Annotated in this window: 18 protein-coding genes; 11 read left to right on the forward strand and 7 right to left on the reverse strand. The window is 52.1% G+C overall.

Features of this window, described 5'->3' with window-relative positions:
• Window positions 1-92: 92 nt before the first annotated feature.
• From cpxR to trmL, 3 genes are read left to right on the forward strand one after another with little or no spacing between them, the layout of a single operon-like run.
• Window positions 93-791, forward strand: coding sequence for an envelope stress response regulator transcription factor CpxR (gene cpxR, locus AC6I8T_RS20235; RefSeq protein WP_013511005.1), 699 nt, complete (start codon window positions 93-95; stop codon window positions 789-791).
• On the forward strand, window positions 788-2164 hold the full coding sequence (gene cpxA / locus AC6I8T_RS20240; protein WP_021186123.1) for an envelope stress sensor histidine kinase CpxA: 1377 nt from the start codon (window positions 788-790) through the stop codon (window positions 2162-2164). Before cpxR ends, cpxA begins: the two co-directional genes overlap by 4 nt.
• A gap of 35 nt (window positions 2165-2199) precedes the next feature.
• The gene (gene trmL / locus AC6I8T_RS20245) at window positions 2200-2673 is read left to right on the forward strand and encodes a tRNA (uridine(34)/cytosine(34)/5-carboxymethylaminomethyluridine(34)-2'-O)-methyltransferase TrmL (RefSeq protein WP_208724412.1); all 474 of its coding nucleotides are present in this window, start codon (window positions 2200-2202) and stop codon (window positions 2671-2673) included.
• On the opposite strand, the gene cysE is transcribed toward trmL, so the two are convergent.
• From cysE to AC6I8T_RS20270, 5 genes are all read right to left on the reverse strand, one after another.
• Window positions 2670-3488, reverse strand: a complete 819-nt coding sequence (gene cysE / locus AC6I8T_RS20250) for a serine O-acetyltransferase (protein ID WP_013511008.1) — start codon at window positions 3486-3488, stop codon at window positions 2670-2672. The two genes, trmL and cysE, sit on opposite strands and share 4 nt — an antisense overlap.
• Before the next feature lie 68 nt (window positions 3489-3556).
• Window positions 3557-4576, reverse strand: a complete 1020-nt coding sequence (gene gpsA / locus AC6I8T_RS20255; RefSeq protein WP_036627773.1) for an NAD(P)H-dependent glycerol-3-phosphate dehydrogenase — start codon at window positions 4574-4576, stop codon at window positions 3557-3559.
• A complete protein-coding gene (gene secB / locus AC6I8T_RS20260; protein WP_021186120.1) occupies window positions 4576-5043 on the reverse strand; it encodes a protein-export chaperone SecB in 468 nt (155 codons plus the stop codon). Before secB ends, gpsA begins: the two co-directional genes overlap by 1 nt.
• Before the next feature lie 39 nt (window positions 5044-5082).
• Complete coding sequence (gene grxC, locus AC6I8T_RS20265; RefSeq protein WP_013511011.1) at window positions 5083-5337, reverse strand: glutaredoxin 3; 255 nt, start codon at window positions 5335-5337, stop codon at window positions 5083-5085.
• 17 nt (window positions 5338-5354) lie between these two features.
• Window positions 5355-5786, reverse strand: a complete 432-nt coding sequence (locus AC6I8T_RS20270) for a rhodanese-like domain-containing protein (protein ID WP_013511012.1) — start codon at window positions 5784-5786, stop codon at window positions 5355-5357.
• Window positions 5787-6035: 249 nt separating this feature from the next.
• Here AC6I8T_RS20270 and envC point away from each other — a divergent pair, with 249 nt between their 5' ends.
• Together envC and AC6I8T_RS20280 are read left to right on the forward strand one after the other, a co-directional pair.
• Window positions 6036-7337: a murein hydrolase activator EnvC gene (envC, locus tag AC6I8T_RS20275; RefSeq protein WP_208724414.1), complete on the forward strand. Its 1302-nt coding sequence runs from the start codon at window positions 6036-6038 to the stop codon at window positions 7335-7337.
• Window positions 7338-7340: 3 nt separating this feature from the next.
• Entirely contained in the window at window positions 7341-8246 is a 906-nt protein-coding gene (locus AC6I8T_RS20280; RefSeq protein WP_208724415.1) for a divergent polysaccharide deacetylase family protein, read from the forward strand.
• Between the two features lie 30 nt (window positions 8247-8276).
• Here the strand turns inward: AC6I8T_RS20280 and tdh are convergent, their stop codons facing one another.
• Window positions 8277-9305 (reverse strand): L-threonine 3-dehydrogenase, encoded by a 1029-nt coding sequence (gene tdh, locus AC6I8T_RS20285; protein ID WP_208724416.1) that lies wholly within the window; start codon window positions 9303-9305, stop codon window positions 8277-8279.
• Window positions 9306-9315: 10 nt separating this feature from the next.
• Entirely contained in the window at window positions 9316-10512 is a 1197-nt protein-coding gene (locus AC6I8T_RS20290) for a glycine C-acetyltransferase (RefSeq protein ID WP_208724417.1), read from the reverse strand.
• 231 nt (window positions 10513-10743) lie between these two features.
• Between AC6I8T_RS20290 and rfaD the strand changes: the two genes are divergently transcribed.
• From rfaD to AC6I8T_RS20320, 6 genes are read left to right on the forward strand one after another with little or no spacing between them, the layout of a single operon-like run.
• Window positions 10744-11676: an ADP-glyceromanno-heptose 6-epimerase gene (gene rfaD, locus AC6I8T_RS20295; protein WP_021186115.1), complete on the forward strand. Its 933-nt coding sequence runs from the start codon at window positions 10744-10746 to the stop codon at window positions 11674-11676.
• A 17-nt stretch (window positions 11677-11693) separates the two neighbouring features.
• Window positions 11694-12737 carry an ADP-heptose--LPS heptosyltransferase RfaF gene (rfaF, locus tag AC6I8T_RS20300; RefSeq protein ID WP_208724418.1) on the forward strand — a complete coding sequence of 348 codons (1044 nt, stop codon included), beginning with the start codon at window positions 11694-11696 and terminating at the stop codon, window positions 12735-12737.
• Between the two features lie 2 nt (window positions 12738-12739).
• Window positions 12740-13717, forward strand: a complete 978-nt coding sequence (gene rfaC / locus AC6I8T_RS20305) for a lipopolysaccharide heptosyltransferase RfaC (protein ID WP_021186113.1) — start codon at window positions 12740-12742, stop codon at window positions 13715-13717.
• Window positions 13714-14790 carry a glycosyltransferase family 9 protein gene (locus tag AC6I8T_RS20310; protein ID WP_021186112.1) on the forward strand — a complete coding sequence of 359 codons (1077 nt, stop codon included), beginning with the start codon at window positions 13714-13716 and terminating at the stop codon, window positions 14788-14790. Before rfaC ends, AC6I8T_RS20310 begins: the two co-directional genes overlap by 4 nt.
• Before the next feature lie 9 nt (window positions 14791-14799).
• On the forward strand, window positions 14800-15792 hold the full coding sequence (locus tag AC6I8T_RS20315; protein ID WP_208724419.1) for a glycosyltransferase family 8 protein: 993 nt from the start codon (window positions 14800-14802) through the stop codon (window positions 15790-15792).
• Between the two features lie 35 nt (window positions 15793-15827).
• Window positions 15828-17081: an O-antigen ligase family protein gene (locus AC6I8T_RS20320; protein WP_208724420.1), complete on the forward strand. Its 1254-nt coding sequence runs from the start codon at window positions 15828-15830 to the stop codon at window positions 17079-17081.
• Window positions 17082-17098: the final 17 nt, after the last annotated feature.

Consider the following 17098-nt stretch of genomic DNA (forward strand, 5'->3'; position numbering starts at 1 on the left):
CTGCAAACATCCGTCAGGGGGTGTAAAACTACGTAAAGCGTTGGATTGGCGACATAGGAACACGGTATTTTGCCTGCGGAGGGCAATAAAAAATGAATAAGATCCTGTTGGTTGATGATGACCGCGAATTGACTTCGCTGCTTAAAGAACTGCTTGAGATGGAAGGTTTTGAGGTAATGGTTGCCAGCGATGGCGAGCAGGCACTCAACCTTCTTGATAACACCGTAGACCTGTTGCTGCTTGATGTCATGATGCCGAAAAAGAACGGCATCGATACGCTGAAAGAACTACGTCAGCAACACCAGACTCCGGTGATTATGTTGACCGCCCGCGGGAGTGAACTGGATCGCGTCCTTGGCCTTGAATTGGGCGCGGATGACTATCTACCAAAACCTTTTAACGATCGTGAATTAGTCGCGCGTATCCGTGCCATTCTGCGTCGTTCCAACTGGAGTGAGCAGCAACAGCAGCACGACAACAGCTCGCCAACGCTGGAAGTGGATTGCTTGCGCCTGAATCCGGGTCGCCAGGAGGCCAGTTTCGATAATGAAACACTGGATCTCACCGGTACTGAGTTCACCCTGCTTTATCTGCTGGCACAGCATCTTGGCCAGGTGGTTTCACGCGAACATCTCAGCCAGGAAGTGCTGGGTAAGCGCCTGACACCGTTTGATCGTGCCATCGATATGCATATTTCTAACCTACGTCGTAAATTACCGGAACGTCGTGATGGCCATCCGTGGTTTAAAACCCTGCGCGGACGTGGCTACCTGATGGTTTCGGCATCATGATTGGAAGTTTGACCACCCGCATCTTCGCCATCTTCTGGCTTACCCTGGCGCTGGTGTTGATGCTGGTATTAATGGTACCTAAACTCGACTCGCGTCAGATGACCTCGCTGCTGGAAAGTGAGCAGCGGCAAGGCATCATGATTGAACAGCATGTTGAAGCAGAACTGTCGCAGGACCCACCGAATGATTTGATGTGGTGGCGTCGGTTATTCCGCGCAATTGAGAAATGGGCACCGCCAGGCCAACGGCTGCTGCTGGTGACCAGTGAAGGGCGCGTAATTGGTGCCCAGCACAACGAAATGCAGGTTATCCGCAACTTTATTGGTCAGTCCGACAATGCAGATCATCCGCAGAAGAAAAAGTATGGACGGGTTGAGATGGTCGGTCCCTTTGCCGTGCGTGATGGCGAAGATAACTACCAGCTGTATCTCATCCGTCCCGCCACCAGTTCACAACTCGATTTCGTCAATCTGTTGTTTGATCGTCCGTTGCTGCTGCTCATCGTCACCATGCTGATCAGCTCCCCGCTATTGTTGTGGCTGGCATGGAGTCTGGCGCGCCCGGCGCGCAAGCTTAAGCATGCCGCGGATGAAGTGGCGAGCGGAAACTTGCGGCAACACCCGGAACTGGAATCGGGACCGCAGGAGTTTCTTGCCGCAGGTTCAAGCTTCAACCAGATGGTGAGCGCACTTGAGCGCATGATGACGGCCCAACAACGCCTGCTGTCGGACATCAGCCATGAGTTACGTACACCGCTCACGCGTTTGCAATTAGCCACCGCGCTTCTGCGCCGACGTCACGGAGAAGGCAAAGAACTGGAGCGTATTGAAACCGAAGCCCAGCGTCTGGATGGGATGATTAACGACCTGCTGGTGCTGTCGCGCACCCAGCATAAAAACGCGTTAGTCAGCGAAGCGATGAAAGCCAATCAGCTGTGGAATGATGTGCTGGAAGATGCCAAATTCGAAGCGGAGCAGATGGGTAAACGTATGGATGTGCCCTATCCGCCGGGACCCTGGCCTCTGTATGGCAACCCCCATGCGCTGGAAAGTGCGTTGGAAAACATTGTACGCAATGCGCTGCGTTATTCGCACACCCACATCAGCGTCAGTTTCTCGGTGGATATCGAGGGCATTACCGTTCATGTAGATGACGATGGCCCAGGCGTTAGCCCGGAAGATCGTGAGCAAATTTTCCGCCCGTTCTACCGCACTGATGAGGCACGCGATCGTGAATCTGGTGGCACCGGCCTCGGTCTGGCTATCGTCGAAACCGCGGTGCAACAACATCGTGGTTGGGTGAAAGCCGATGACAGCCCACTTGGTGGTCTGCGTCTGACGCTCTGGTTACCGTTGTACTCCGCCCGGCAATAATTTGTTATGCTTCGGCCCTCGTTCCCGGGGGCCTTATGCTAAACATCGTTTTATTTGAACCTGAAATCCCGCCTAACACCGGCAATATCATCCGTCTCTGCGCCAATACAGGCTTTCAGCTGCACCTGATTCACCCACTGGGTTTTGGCTGGGATGATAAGCGTCTGCGTCGTGCCGGGCTGGATTACCACGAATTCACCGCCATCAAACATCATACCGATTACGCAGCATTCGTTGCGGCTGAAGCTCCACAGCGGTTGTTTGCGCTCACGACCAAAGGCACCCCGGCGCACAGCGCCGTACGCTATCAGGCGGGGGATTATCTGGTGTTTGGACCGGAAAGCCGTGGCTTACCCGCCGACATTCTTAACGCGCTGCCACCGGAGCATAAGATTCGCATCCCGATGATGCCGGAAAGTCGCAGCATGAATCTGTCGAACGCGGTGTCAGTGGTGGTATACGAAGCGTGGCGCCAGTTGGATTATGCTGGCGCACTGATCAAGAGCTAGATGCCGTCGCCGTATTCAAAACCCGGCGAGCCATTGAAGTGTTGGTCCATATCCATCGAAGGCTTATCGCTGGCAGGCTTACCGACAATACGTGCCGGAACGCCTGCTGCGGTGGTATGCGGCGGCACCGACTGGAGCACCACAGAACCGGCACCAATTTTGGCCCCGCGTCCCACTTCAATATTGCCAAGAATTTTAGAACCCGCACCAATCATCACCCCTTCACGAATCTTCGGGTGGCGATCGCCGCTGGTTTTGCCGGTACCACCCAGCGTGACGTTTTGCAGGATAGAGACATCGTTCTCCACCACTGCGGTTTCACCGATAACGATGCCAGTGGCGTGGTCGAGCATGATGCCATGACCAATGCGCGCTGCCGGGTGAATATCGACAGCAAAAGAAACCGAGATTTCATTTTGCAGATAGACGGCCAGCGCACGGCGACCTTCCTTCCACAACCAATGGCCAATGCGATAAGCCTGAAGGGCGTGGAAGCCTTTCAGGTACAGCAGCGGTGTGGAATACTTGTCGACCGCCGGATCACGCTGGCGCACCGCCTGGATGTCGTATGCAGCCGACACGATCATCGACGGGTCTTCGCGATAGGCTTCCTCCACCACTTCGCGAATCGCGATGGCAGGCATAATCGGGTTAGCCAGTTTGTTCGCCAGCATGTAGCTGAGCGCGCTACCGAGGTTTTCGTGCTTGAGCAACGTCGCATGGAAAAAACTGGCCAGCATGGGTTCACAATCAGCCAGCGCTCTGGCTTCCGCTTTGATGTTGTTCCAGACCAGTTCTAACTCTTCAGACGACATTGCTGTGTACTCCCGATAAAAAAAGCGCCTGATGGGGCGCTCCAGGTGATAAGGCTGGGCATGCTGCTTCAGCTTTGGCTGTTTTCGTCCTTCCGTGCACGGCCAAGTAAACTCAATGCTGCCTCTCGCGCTGATTTTTCGCAATATAATACCTGATAAATCTGCTCGGTTATTGGCATCTCCACACCAACACGCGCAGCTAATGCTCTGACTTCTTTGGTATTTCTGTAACCTTCTACAACTTGTCCGATAATGCGTTGCGCCTCATCCACGTTCTCACCCTGTCCCAGCATCATGCCGAAACGACGGTTGCGTGATTGATTATCGGTACAGGTCAATACCAGGTCGCCAAGCCCCGCCATCCCCATAAATGTGGTCGGATCGGCCCCGAGAGCAGCGCCAAGTCGGCTCATCTCCGCCAGGCCACGGGTAATCAACGCCGTGCGGGCATTCGCGCCAAAGCCGATACCATCAGAGATGCCTGCGCCGATAGCAATGACGTTTTTGACCGCACCGCCCAGTTGCACACCGATAAAATCGGGGTTGTTGTACACCCGGAAGCTTTTCCCGCAATGCAACTTTTGCTGCAAATCGTCAGCAAACTGCGCATCCGTCGCGGCCAGTGCGATGGCTGTGGGTAAACCTGCCGCCAGTTCTTTGGCGAAGGTCGGTCCAGAGATCACCGCCAACGGGATATCATCCCCCAGGATTTCACGCGCCACATCTTGCAACAGACGCCCGGTTTCTTTCTCCAGCCCCTTCGTCGCCCAGACAATACGTGAGTCTGCGTGTAAATGTGGCTTAAGTTGCATCAGAACGTCACCGAAGACATGGCTCGGCACTACCACCAGCAGATCGCGGCTGGCGTTAACCACTTGGGCTAAGTCCGCTTCAGGAACGAGATTGTCGGGGAAAGGTACATCGGGCAGAAAAGCGGTGTTGCAACGGTCGGACTGAAGTTGCGCGACACTTGAAGGGTTATGGCCCCAGAGCAAAACCGGGTGGCCATTGCGCGCCAGCGTGATGGCGAGTGCGGTGCCGTACGAGCCGGCACCGAGGACGCTAATTGAAGCGTTGCGTGTAGTCATCAGGCATCCTGATGTGGTGCGTCGCCTTCACTCTGCTGCTGTTGCAGATAATTCATGAACAGCGCATCAAAGTTGACTGGCGCCAGGTTGAGTTGCGGGAAAGTACCGCGAGAAACCAGGCTGGTGATGCATTCACGCGCATACGGGAACAGAATGTTCGGGCAGTATGCACCAAGGCAATGCGCCATCTGAGTGCCCTCGATACCGCTGATGGTGAAGATACCCGCCTGCTGAACTTCGCACAGGAATGCAGTTTCTTCGCCGACGCTGGCGGTCACGGTCACACGCAGCACCACTTCATAGACTTCATCAGCCAGCTGAGAGGACGCGGTGTCCAGATCCAGCTTCACTTCCGGTTCCCACTCTTTCTGGAACACCTGAGGCGCGTTTGGCGCTTCGAAAGAGACGTCTTTAGTGTAAACACGTTGAATCTGGAACTGCATTTCGTTGGTGCTATGTTCTGACATGTTACAAAATCCTGTGAGTTAGAATTGTGTGGCCGTAAGTTATGCCTGTAATAAGGGATCAAGTCCCTGGCGCCCATCCAGCGCAAAGAGATCATCGCAGCCACCAATGTGCTGCGCATCAATAAAGATCTGTGGCACCGTCGTTCTGCCGCTGCGTTGAATCATCTCTTCACGTTTCACCGCATCCCCATCGATAGGAAGCTCCTGAAACGTCACACCTTTCTGATTCAGCAACGCCTTTGCCCGGTGGCAATAGGGGCAGGTCGCTTTGGTGTAAATCTCAACATTAGCCATGCAGTTACCTCTGCGAATTATTTACCGCGTACCAGCGGCAGGTTTTCACCGCTCCAGCCGCTCACGCCGTCTTTAAGGACAGATACCTGCGTGAAGCCAGCTGCGCTCAGCTGTGCTGCCGGTTCGCCAGCGCTCTGGCCCGTGGCACATACCACAATTATGGGCTGAGACTTATGCTTTTCCAGCTCGCCAAAGCTGCCTTTTTTGATGTCTGCCGCCGCTACATTCAGCGCCCCAGAAATGTGTCCTTTGCGGTAGTCGTCGCGCGAACGAACATCTACCACCACCGCGTCCTCTTTGTTAATCAGACGCGTCGCTTCGCCACGGCTGATAGTTTTTACTTTAGAGAACATACCTTTAACGGTGGTTACAATCACCAGAACGAGTAACACAACCCATGCCAGACTGAGGATGGGGTGATTGCTTGCAAACTGCATAATTTCTTGCATGAGGGGTAACGACTCCAGACCGGGCTAATAAGCTAAAACAAGGGTTCTGAGTATACCTGCGCCACCTCGCATGTACAGTCGCTAAGGGGTCAGAGTTACGATTTGTGCGTCATTTTCCAAAAAAAGTGTTCTAATCGCAAAATTGAGACAAAGTTTATGCTTGTAAGCTGATGGCCGACATGTTTGGAAAAGCAAAACCCGGCCCGGTAAACTGGTAAGCGGCTGTTCATCGTGGAATAATTAGCGACTATGAAGGGAAAAGCGATTGTTTTACCAACAAGGACCTGTCACAACGGCCCAGCGCATCCGTTGTCATCACGCTGGTCCGCACTCTCCCTCAGCCTGCTCTGTGCGGGCGCTCTGTTATTGCCGCCCCTTGCGCACAGTGACGATGACAGCAAATCTCAGTTGAAATCCATTCAGCAGAATATTGCCGAAAAAGAGAAAAGTGTTCAGGCACAAAAACAGCAGCGCAGCAAACTGCTGAATCAGCTGGAAAGCCAGGAAAAAGTGATTGCGCAGGCCAGTCGCCAGTTACGCGAAACCCGCAACAGCCTGAGTGCGCTCGACAACGACATAACCCAACTCAACACCTCCATCGCCCGGCTGGAAAAACAGCAAGCGCAGCAGGAAAAATTGCTGGCACAACAACTTGATGCCGCCTTCCGCCAGGGACAACACAACGGCCTACAGTTATTGCTGGGCGGTGAAGAAGCACAACGCAGTGAACGTATCCTCGCGTATTTCGGCTACCTCAATGCGGCACGCCAAAAGAATATTGATGACCTGAAGCAGACGCAGCAACAGTTAGCGGAACAGCGTCAGGCATTGCAGGACAAACAGCAGCAGCAAAAAAATCTCCTCGCACAGCAGCAGACGCAGCAGGGCAAACTGGAATCCGCCAGTGCGGCACGTAAGAAAACCCTGACGGCCCTGGAAAGTTCGCTGCAAAAAGACCAGGCTGACCTGGTGCAAATGCGCCAGAACGAAAGTCGCCTGCAAGACAAAATTGCCAAAGCGGAACGTGAAGCACGCGAACGCGCCGAGCGTGAGGCTCGCGAGGCGGAGAAAGTCCGTCAGCGTCAGGCACAGGCGAAAGCCAAAGGTTCCAGCTACCAACCTACGCAGAGCGAGCGTGAGCTGATGGCGCGTACCGGTGGGCTTGGCCGTCCCGGCGGCCAGGCTGTCTGGCCGGTGCGTGGACGTGTGGAGCACCGTTTCGGTGAAACCATGCAGGGTGAATTACGCTGGAAAGGTCTGGTGATTGATGCGCCAGAAGGAACCGAAGTGAAAGCCATCGCCGATGGGCGCGTATTAATGGCCGACTGGCTGCAAGGCTACGGTCTGGTTGTGGTGCTCGAACACGGTAAAGGCGATATGAGCCTTTACGGCTACAATCAAAGTGCGCTGGTGAGTGTCGGTGCCCAGGTGAAGGCAGGACAGCCTATTGCCCTGGTAGGTACCAGTGGCGGCCGCGGTACGCCCTCACTCTATTTTGAAATCCGGCGTCAGGGACAGGCCGTAAACCCACTGCCGTGGTTAGGAAGATAAGCTTTGTTTCAACCTCATAAACTCTCTGCCGCCTTGTGCGGCCTGTTTTTGTCACTTTCCGCCCATGCAGGCAAACTCTCCATCGTCATTGACGACTTTGGCTATCGACCAGTCGAAGAGAACAAAGTGTTGCAGATGCCTGCCGCAGTTTCTGTTGCCGTACTACCCAATGCAACCTATGCCCGCGAGATGGCGACAAAAGCTCATCAAAGCGGGCATGAAGTTCTTATCCATCTGCCAATGGCCCCTCTCAGCAAGCAGCCATTGGAGAAGGATACGCTCACCCCGGAGATGTCCAGTGCGGAAATTGAACGCATTATTCGTGATGCCGTTGGTAAAGTGCCCTACGCGGTAGGCCTGAACAACCATATGGGCAGCAAGATGACCTCAAGTCTGCCGGGAATGCAGAAAGTGATGCAGATACTGAATCACTATAACTTTTACTTTCTGGATAGCATGACCATCGGCAATAGCCAGTCAATTCCCGCAGCGCAGGGTACCCATGTTAAGGTGCTGAAACGTCGGGTATTTCTTGATGACAGCCAGAATGATGCCGCTATTCGCCAGCAATTCACCCGCGCAGTAAAACTGGCGCAGCGTGATGGCTATGCTATTGCGATCGGGCACCCTCATCCCAATACGGTGCGGGTCCTGCAACAAATGCTGCCAACCTTACCTGCCGATATCACCCTGGTAAGACCCAGCCAGTTGCTGAATGAGCCACTGCATCCGGGTACCACAATGCCACCGACCAAAACACAACCTGAGCCACAGCCGCACTTCCGGGCGCCTGGCATCTGTAAGGTCAGCAAACCATTGGCTCCGGTGCCGCAGAGTCGGGCTGTTGATATATTGGAAGAAAGTATTGTTGAAAGCCCACTCATCGATTCGCTTAAGCAGCTTTTTTAATAAAACCCGGCCTGAACGCCGGGTAATCACCTAATCCCAACTCAGCACCACTTTGCCTGAGTGACCGGAACGCATCTCGTCAAACCCTAGCTGGAAGTCATCAACAGGGAAACGGTGGGTGATAACTGGCGTCAGATCGAGACCGGATTGAATCAACGCCGCCATTTTATACCAGGTTTCGAACATCTCTCGTCCGTAAATACCTTTGATAAACAGTCCTTTGAAGATTACCAGGTTCCAGTCGATCGCCATCTCACCCGGCGGAATGCCAAGCAGCGCAATACGTCCACCGTGATTCATCACTTCCAGCATGCTACGAAACGCCGGAGGCGCGCCGGACATCTCCAGCCCAACATCAAAGCCTTCAGTCATACCGAGGGATACCATCACGTCACGCAGATTCTCCTGTGCAACGTTGACAGCGCGTGTGACACCCATTTTGCGTGCCAGATCGAGGCGATATTCGTTGATGTCTGTGATCACCACATTGCGTGCACCGACATGTTTGCATACCGCAGCAGCCATGATGCCAATTGGCCCGGCACCGGCAATCAACACATCCTCGCCCACTAAATCAAACGACAAGGCGGTATGTACGGCATTACCGAATGGGTCAAAAATCGCCGCCAGTTCATCGGAGATATTGTCGGGGATTTTGAAGGCGTTAAAGGCGGGAATGACCAGATACTCGGCGAAGCACCCCTGGCGATTCACCCCAACGCCGATGGCGTTGCGGCACAGGTGAGTACGCCCGGCCCGACAATTACGGCAGTGGCCACAGGTGATATGCCCTTCACCCGACACGCGATCGCCGATCGTGAAGCCTTTCACTTCCTGGCCGATAGCCACCACTTCCCCGACATATTCATGGCCGGTGATCATCGGTACCGGGATGGTTTTACGCGACCAGTCGTCCCAGTTGTAGATGTGAATATCAGTACCGCAGATGGCGGTTTTCCGGATTTTTATCAGCAGATCGTTATGACCGGGTTCAGGGATCGGCGCATCGGTGATCATCCAGATGCCTTCTTCTGCTTTTAATTTCGCGAGTGCTTTCATTGCCGGCTCCTCAGACGATAACGCCCAACTGCTGACCAATACGAGTGAAGGCCGCTACCGCATGTTCCAGTTGCGCCTGGGTATGACCCGCTGAAATTTGGGTACGGATACGCGCCTGGCCTCTAGGCACCACCGGATAGAAGAAACCCGTCACGTAGATCCCTTCTTGTTGCAGCAAACGGGCAAACTCCTGCGCGACTTTTGCCTCCCCAAGCATCACCGGAATGATGGCGTGGTCGGCACCAGCCAGGGTAAACCCGGCGGCGGTCATTTTCTCCCGGAAATAGCGCGCGTTTTCCCACAGACGCTGGCGCAATCCATCACCTTCACTGAGGATTTCCAGAACTCGCAACGACGCAGCGACAATGGCCGGGGCCAGTGAGTTGGAGAACAGATAAGGGCGTGAGCGCTGACGCAGCCATTCAACGACCTCTTTTTTCGCGGCAACATACCCCCCGGACGCCCCACCAAGCGCTTTACCCAGCGTCCCGGTCAAAATATCGATGCGATCCATTACCTGACAATATTCATGAGTGCCGCGACCACTGGCCCCGACAAAGCCAACCGCATGTGAATCATCCACCATTACCAGCGCATCAAACTCATCCGCCAGATCGCAAATACCCTGCAAGTTGGCAATCACGCCGTCCATTGAGAACACCCCATCGGTGGCAATCAGGATATGACGCGCACCGTTGTCGCGTGCATCCTCCAGCCGGGCGCGCAGTTCGTTCATATCGTTGTTGGCATAGCGGTAGCGCTGCGCTTTGCACAGGCGAACACCATCAATGATTGAGGCATGATTAAGCGCATCCGAAATAATGGCATCTTCCGCATCCAACAAGGTTTCAAACAGGCCGCCATTCGCGTCAAAGCAGGAGGAAAAGAGAATAGCGTCTTCCATGCCGAGGAACTCAGCCAGCTTACGTTCCAATAGCTGATGGATGTCCTGAGTTCCACAGATAAAGCGCACTGAAGCCATGCCGAAACCGTGTGTATCCATTCCCTCTTTGGCGGCCTGAATTAACGCCGGATGATTCGCCAGCCCCAGATAATTATTGGCGCAAAAATTGATGACCGGCTGACCGTTGCCAACATTGATTTCTGCCTGTTGTGGCGAGGTAATCGTGCGTTCCTGTTTGAACAATCCATCCTGACGCGTTGTCTCAAGTTGTTGACGGATTTGCGAATAAAATCGACTGGACATGATTCTGCTCCTCATATAGCAAAATTTTGGCACATATTACTGATAGAAAAGCGCATCAACGACATTTCAGCCGATGAAATCTCCATTTTGCAGCATAGTTCACGCTGCGAACGTGAAATATGACGGCCTTCCGGAGTCATCTGGCTGCCTGCTGCGGGCTGAAATGTTATGATGTTAGGTATTAGTGCGTGAAACCTCCTGTTTCACCCCAACTGTTTAAAGGCAAAGCACATGATTATCGTAACGGGTGGCGCTGGCATGATTGGCAGCAACATCGTCAAGGCGTTGAACGATCGCGGTCATACTGACATTCTGGTGGTGGATAATCTGAAAGATGGCACCAAATTCGTGAACCTGGCGGATCTGGACATCTCTGATTACATGGATAAAGAGGAATTCCTCACCTACATCATGTCCGGTGAAGATCTGGGGCCGATTGAAGCGGTGTTCCACGAAGGTGCCTGCTCAGCCACCACCGAGTGGGACGGCAAATACATGATGGACAACAACTATCAGTATTCCAAAGATCTGCTGCACTTCTGCCTGGAACGCGAAATCCCCTTCCTGTACGCCTCTTCTGCCGCCACATACGGCGGTCGTAACGACAACTTTATCGAAGAGCGTCAATACGAGCAGCCGCTCAACGTTTATGGCTACTCGAAAATGTTGTTTGACCACTACGTGCGCCAGATTCTGCCGGAAGCGGATTCGCCGGTGTGCGGCTTCCGTTACTTCAATGTGTACGGCCCGCGTGAAGGCCATAAAGGCAGCATGGCAAGCGTAGCATTCCACCTCAACACGCAAATCAGCAACGGCGAAAATCCGAAGCTGTTTGAAGGCAGCGATACTTTCCGTCGCGATTTTATCCATGTTGATGACGTGGCTGCGGTGAACCTGTGGTGCTGGGAAAATGGTATCTCCGGCATTTACAACTGCGGTACCGGCCGTGCGGAGTCCTTCCAGGAAGTGGCGGACGCGGTGCTGAAATTCCATCAGCAGGGCGAGATCGAATACATCCCGTTCCCGGACAAGCTGAAAGGCCGCTATCAGGCCTACACCCAGGCAGATCTGACCAGGCTCCGTGCGGCGGGTTATGACAAGCCGTTCAAAACCGTGGCCCAGGGGGTTGCGGAATATATGGTGTGGCTGAACCGTAACGCATAAGGGATCCGGCAGCAGCGATGAAAATTCTGGTTATTGGCCCCTCCTGGGTCGGCGATATGATGATGTCGCAAAGTCTCTATCGCACGCTCAAGGCTGAGCATCCTGAGGCTGTTATTGATGTTATGGCACCCGCCTGGTGCCGACCGCTGCTGTCACGTATGCCGGAAGTCAATCAGGCGCTGGCGATGCCACTCGGTCATGGTGCCCTGGCGCTGGGCGAACGTCGTCGGCTGGGCAAAACCTTACAGGCGAGTGGCTACGATCGCGCTTATGTGCTGCCGAACTCCTTCAAGTCAGCGCTGGTACCGTTTTTTGCCGGAATCAAACGCCGTACTGGCTGGCGTGGTGAGCTGCGTTACGGCGTATTGAATGATGTGCGGGTGCTGGATAAAGCAGCGTTTCCGTTAATGGTTCAGCGTTATGTGGCGTTGGGCTACGACAAACCTGTGCCATCTGCGCAGCAGCTACCGCAGCCATTGTTGTGGCCGCAGCTCAGAGTTGAAGACGATGAGAAACGCATGACGGCCGCCCAGTTTGGACTTTCTGCCGATCGTCCTGTCATTGGCTTTTGCCCCGGCGCTGAGTTTGGTCCGGCAAAACGCTGGCCACATTATCATTATGCTGCGTTGGCGGAACAACTCATCAGCGAAGGCTATCAGGTGGTGCTGTTCGGTTCGGCTAAAGATCGCGAAACCGGCGATACCATTGTGCAGACCCTGCCGGAAGCCGCACGCCATCACTGTAAAAACCTTGCGGGTGATACCCAATTGGAGCAGGCGGTCATTCTGCTGGCGCACTGTGCTGCGGTGGTGAGCAATGATTCCGGATTGATGCATATTGCCGCTGCGCTCAATCGCCCGCTGGTCGCGTTGTACGGGCCAAGCAGCCCTGACTTCACGCCGCCATTGTCACATCAGGCGCGAGTCATTCGCCTGATCACCGGCTATCACAAAGTCCGGAAAGGGGATGCCGCAGAAGGTTATCACCAGAGTCTGATAGATATTCAACCGATGCGCGTGCACCAAGAATTAAGCGCTTTGCTAACTGCGGCGCAGGAGTAAACATGCACGTCCTGATTGTGAAAACGTCCTCAATGGGCGACGTACTGCACACCCTGCCTGCATTGACCGATGCCATGCAGGCCATTCCCGGCATTCGTTTTGATTGGGCGGTGGAAGAAAACTTTGCCCAAATTCCAGCATGGCATCCTGCCGTGGATAAAGTCATGCCGGTCGCCATCCGCCGCTGGCGCAAGCATTGGTTTGGCAGCCAGCAACGTGAAGAACGCGTGTTATTTAAACGTGAGTTGCAGTCACGTCAGTACGATGTGGTGATTGATGCGCAAGGGTTGATCAAAAGCGCAGCGTTGGTCACTCGCCTGGCAAAAGGCGTGAAGCACGGACAGGACAGCCGCAGCGCTCGCGAACCCTTCGCCAGTTGGTGGTATGACAAACGCCATGAAATCAATAAACAGCAGCACGCGGTAGAACGTACTCGTGAACTGTTCGCGAAAAGCCTCGGTTATGAAAAACCAACCACGCAGGGTGACTATGCGATCGCCGGACATTTCCTGAGTTCACTGCCGCAAGATGCGCATCAGTATCTGGTGTTTTTACACGCGACGACGCGCGACAATAAACATTGGCCGGAAGCACACTGGCGCGAGCTTATTAAATTGGTGCAACCAACCGGTCTGCGCGTGAAATTACCCTGGGGTGCCGAACATGAGCATCAGCGCGCGTTGCGTCTGGCGGAAGGTTTTGACCATGTTGAGGTGCTGCCACGTCTGACACTGGAGCAGGTGGCTCGCCAGTTGGCAGGAGCATGCGCTGTGGTTTCCGTTGATACCGGGTTGAGCCATCTTACGGCAGCATTGGATCGCCCGAACATTACCCTGTATGGCCCAACGGATCCGGGGCTGATTGGTGGATATGGGAAGAATCAGATGGCGCTTGTTTCTCCAACCAGAGCATTGGGTGATTTGGTAGCCGATGAAGTAATGGCACATCTTCAGACTGTAATAGCGGAAGACGCAAAATGAATTATGTTCTGATCTATCTGATGCTGCTGCCATTGCAGTACATGATGAAACTTTTTAAAAAACCCACCGGAAAAAGTTTAGTCATCCAGACAGCGAAGATCGGCGATTTTATTAATATAACACCGATGTTGCGTGCGTTAGGCCAATCTGACGTTTTAATCAGCCGCGCTGTAGAGCCTTTGGTACGTCATGATGACACCATCGCCCATTACTATCTGATTGAAGACGCAAAGCGCAGCTTATGGAGCAAACTTTGTCTGGCGTTTACCCTGATGAATCGCTACGACAATGTTTATCTGACACAGCCGAATAGTGTTAATCTGTTCTTCGCGTCATTATGCAATGCGCCAAATAAGCAATTTTTACTGACCTATGTTCGTAAGTCCTACCATAAAGTGTTTTATCGTAGCGCGACGGGCATCGTTGAGCATACCAGGCAGAGTTTGACGCTGGATAGCTACCTGAAACTCATTAATCGGGATTATCGCTATACCGATTTTCCCAAACATGCCACCTCGCCTTTGTATGTTCCGACCACGATTCCCTTGCCGCTTAGTACTCCCGTACAAGGTATAAAGATTGGCATCAGTATCTCTGCCGGAAATAAAGCCAAGACTATCCCTGCTGCCATCTGGGCTCAGATCATTGAGTCATTGTCCTCCCTACCTTGTACGTTTTATGTTTTTGGACCTCCGGCGGAACAACCCTGGCTGGATGAATTATTAACGCTGACTGCTGACAAAAAAAACATTATCAGCCTGATTGGTCAGCTGAATTTAGAAGATGTGCCCTGGGCTATCTCACAGATGGACTTTTACATCGCATCTGATTCGGGAAATGCCTATATTGCCGATGCTCAGCAAGTTCCGGTAATTATGTTCTATGGCCCCTGTGAAATCAGAGAGCAGCGTCCGGTATATCGCGTCTTGTTTATTGGACCCGACAACATTGAAGCCTCAACCTTTGTCTTCGCCACTCGATTTAAATTTGAACAGCCCGCCGAAGTTCTGTTTGGTCTGAATGAAGATAAGATTATGAAAATTAGCAAATTTATTGAAAATAGTCAGGGGTAGTACAGCATAATGGCAACACACCTTCATACTGAGGCCGTCCAGCAAAGCGAAACACTGCTTAACACGCTGCCTCACAACGACGAATCGGTTATACATGTTGCATTTGGCATTAATCATAACTATGCCAGAGGAATGGGTATTACCCTCTTTTCATTGCTAAAGCACCATCCCACTACGGCTTTTCATATTCATATATTTACCGATACATTAGCTGATGATGATATTGATCGCCTGAAGCAATTGGCCGGTAACCAGCCGCTCGCCATAACACTCCATCTTTTCAATGACAGTTGGCTGGAAAAGCTGCCCGTAGTCGGACGCTATCCAAAGAGTATTTATTATCGGTTCCTGATTCCGGAAACTGTCGCTCGCTATAGCGATCGTGTTTTCTACCTTGATGCCGATACATTAGTGGTGGGAGATTACTCTCCGCTATTCACGCTGGATATCAGCCATGTCATCCTGTGTGCCAGTAATGACACCGTACGTGCACGCCAGAATCAATGTCCGAAGCTGGGCCTTAAACAAGGCAATTATTTTAACTCTGGTTTTATGTTGATCAATATCCCGCGTTGGCTGGCGAATGACACCACCCAGAAAATAATAGATTTATTAGTTGCTCAGGGTGCAAATTTTGGATTCCCCGACCAGGACGCATTAAACATTCTTCTGGAAAATGACACCCTGATATTGCCGGATAAATACAATTTTATTTACGACATCATTGCGAACAAGGTCTGGCATAATTTTAGCACCCCTAATGATACTGTCATGATCCACTACACTGGAAAATGCAAACCCTGGCATGCATGGAGCGGCGGTAATCTTTCACATCTTTATTTAGATTATTATCGTTTATCTCCCTGGTCATCACTGCATCTTGATAAACCTCGTCATCATAAAGAGATGAAACGTTTTGCCAGGATAAAATTCCATAAAAAAGAGTACGCTGCCAGTCTCTTCTGGATGATTAATTATATTAAACATAAATTTTTTAAATAAGAATGATGATGCGCATTGCTGAAATTTCTAAACTCATGAAAACTGAACAGGGAAGAGGGATAGTATTTTATTCTCTCACAATAATCTCGATGGCATTTTTCTTTGTCTCCGGAGAGATTTCCCGCAACGCCTATTACATGCTTACCTACATCTCGTTTTTTAGCTTCGCCTGGCTGGTGTGGCGCGAGAAAAAACTCTATTTTTACTGGATACCTACCCTGGTCCTACTTTTAGGCCTGAGTAAGTGGGTTTGGGCAATCACAACGATTAACCACCAGTTACCACTGATTGCTGAACACTATAAAATCAGTGGAAAAAGAATGATTCTGGGGGCGTTTGTCATTTACTGCGTCTATCGTCTGTCTCCTGAATGGCGATTGCCTGCCCGTCTGGTCCAGGTTGGGACGTTGATTTTGTGTCTCACGATTTTCGTTGTAGCCTGTATTGGGATTGAACAAGTTATCCATACCGGAGAACGCCCTAAAATTAATTCAGATGCGGCAACCTCTGGGGCTTACATGTTCACAGTGCTTTCGCTGGTGACCTTGTGGTCTCTCCGCCGTGTTTTTCCCCGACATTACGCCGCGCCATATTTTATCACCCTGGTTGTCTCCTTTATTTTACTCGGCGTTACCCAAACGCGTTCCGCTATTTTATTGTTCAGCCTGTTCTGCATTGCCAGTATGTTGCATCACATTGTGACCACCCCCGGGCGTTCACGATTGATTTGGCTGGGCATTTTTTCAGCCATCCTGCTTACCGGTATTTTTAGCCTCAGCAAATACTCAGACCAACTATTTGACCGCGTAGAGACGGTTAAAACAGAGGTTCAGCAATATTCCGCAGGGGATCCGAGCACCTCAATTGGTGGACGATTTGGCATGTGGCAGGCAGGATTATGGGCCTTCACGCAGCATCCGTGGGGGCAAAGTGCCGACACGCGCAGTCTGGAAACGAAAGAATGGCTGGATAAACATCAGCCGAAAAATGAAATCGCCTATCTCAATATTCAATACCATACCCACAACGATCTCGTTGAGAGCTTTTCATTGCAAGGCATCGTTGGCGGGATGATCATGCTGGGCTTTTTTCTTGGTTTATTGCTGGTGCCGTTATTTGGTAAATCTCCGCGCTACGAAGCTTTATTATTAGCTATCCCGGTTATCTATTTTAGTATGGGCGACTCGCAATTTTATAACCGAGAATCTCCCTACTTCATTCTTCTGGTGTGGGGATATTTTATGATGACGCGACAGGTAAAAACCGAGCATTCTAGGCACCATGATTAAACACGAGCGATGAAAGA

This window comes from Pantoea sp. X-Soil-OKNW-556 (assembly GCF_059730695.1).

Excerpts from the sequence above, each read along its gene's own strand:
- cpxR (WP_013511005.1), top strand. The coding sequence starts at position 93 with ATGAATAAGATCCTGTTGGTTGATGATGACCGCGAATTGACTTCGCTG.
- cpxA (WP_021186123.1), top strand. The coding sequence starts at position 788 with ATGATTGGAAGTTTGACCACCCGCATCTTCGCCATCTTCTGGCTTACC.
- trmL (WP_208724412.1), top strand. The coding sequence starts at position 2,200 with ATGCTAAACATCGTTTTATTTGAACCTGAAATCCCGCCTAACACCGGC.
- cysE (WP_013511008.1), bottom strand. The coding sequence starts at position 3,488 with ATGTCGTCTGAAGAGTTAGAACTGGTCTGGAACAACATCAAAGCGGAA.
- gpsA (WP_036627773.1), bottom strand. The coding sequence starts at position 4,576 with ATGACTACACGCAACGCTTCAATTAGCGTCCTCGGTGCCGGCTCGTAC.
- secB (WP_021186120.1), bottom strand. The coding sequence starts at position 5,043 with ATGTCAGAACATAGCACCAACGAAATGCAGTTCCAGATTCAACGTGTT.
- grxC (WP_013511011.1), bottom strand. The coding sequence starts at position 5,337 with ATGGCTAATGTTGAGATTTACACCAAAGCGACCTGCCCCTATTGCCAC.
- AC6I8T_RS20270 (WP_013511012.1), bottom strand. The coding sequence starts at position 5,786 with ATGCAAGAAATTATGCAGTTTGCAAGCAATCACCCCATCCTCAGTCTG.
- envC (WP_208724414.1), top strand. The coding sequence starts at position 6,036 with ATGAAGGGAAAAGCGATTGTTTTACCAACAAGGACCTGTCACAACGGC.
- tdh (WP_208724416.1), bottom strand. The coding sequence starts at position 9,305 with ATGAAAGCACTCGCGAAATTAAAAGCAGAAGAAGGCATCTGGATGATC.
- AC6I8T_RS20290 (WP_208724417.1), bottom strand. The coding sequence starts at position 10,512 with ATGTCCAGTCGATTTTATTCGCAAATCCGTCAACAACTTGAGACAACG.
- rfaD (WP_021186115.1), top strand. The coding sequence starts at position 10,744 with ATGATTATCGTAACGGGTGGCGCTGGCATGATTGGCAGCAACATCGTC.
- rfaF (WP_208724418.1), top strand. The coding sequence starts at position 11,694 with ATGAAAATTCTGGTTATTGGCCCCTCCTGGGTCGGCGATATGATGATG.
- rfaC (WP_021186113.1), top strand. The coding sequence starts at position 12,740 with ATGCACGTCCTGATTGTGAAAACGTCCTCAATGGGCGACGTACTGCAC.
- AC6I8T_RS20310 (WP_021186112.1), top strand. The coding sequence starts at position 13,714 with ATGAATTATGTTCTGATCTATCTGATGCTGCTGCCATTGCAGTACATG.
- AC6I8T_RS20315 (WP_208724419.1), top strand. The coding sequence starts at position 14,800 with ATGGCAACACACCTTCATACTGAGGCCGTCCAGCAAAGCGAAACACTG.
- AC6I8T_RS20320 (WP_208724420.1), top strand. The coding sequence starts at position 15,828 with ATGAAAACTGAACAGGGAAGAGGGATAGTATTTTATTCTCTCACAATA.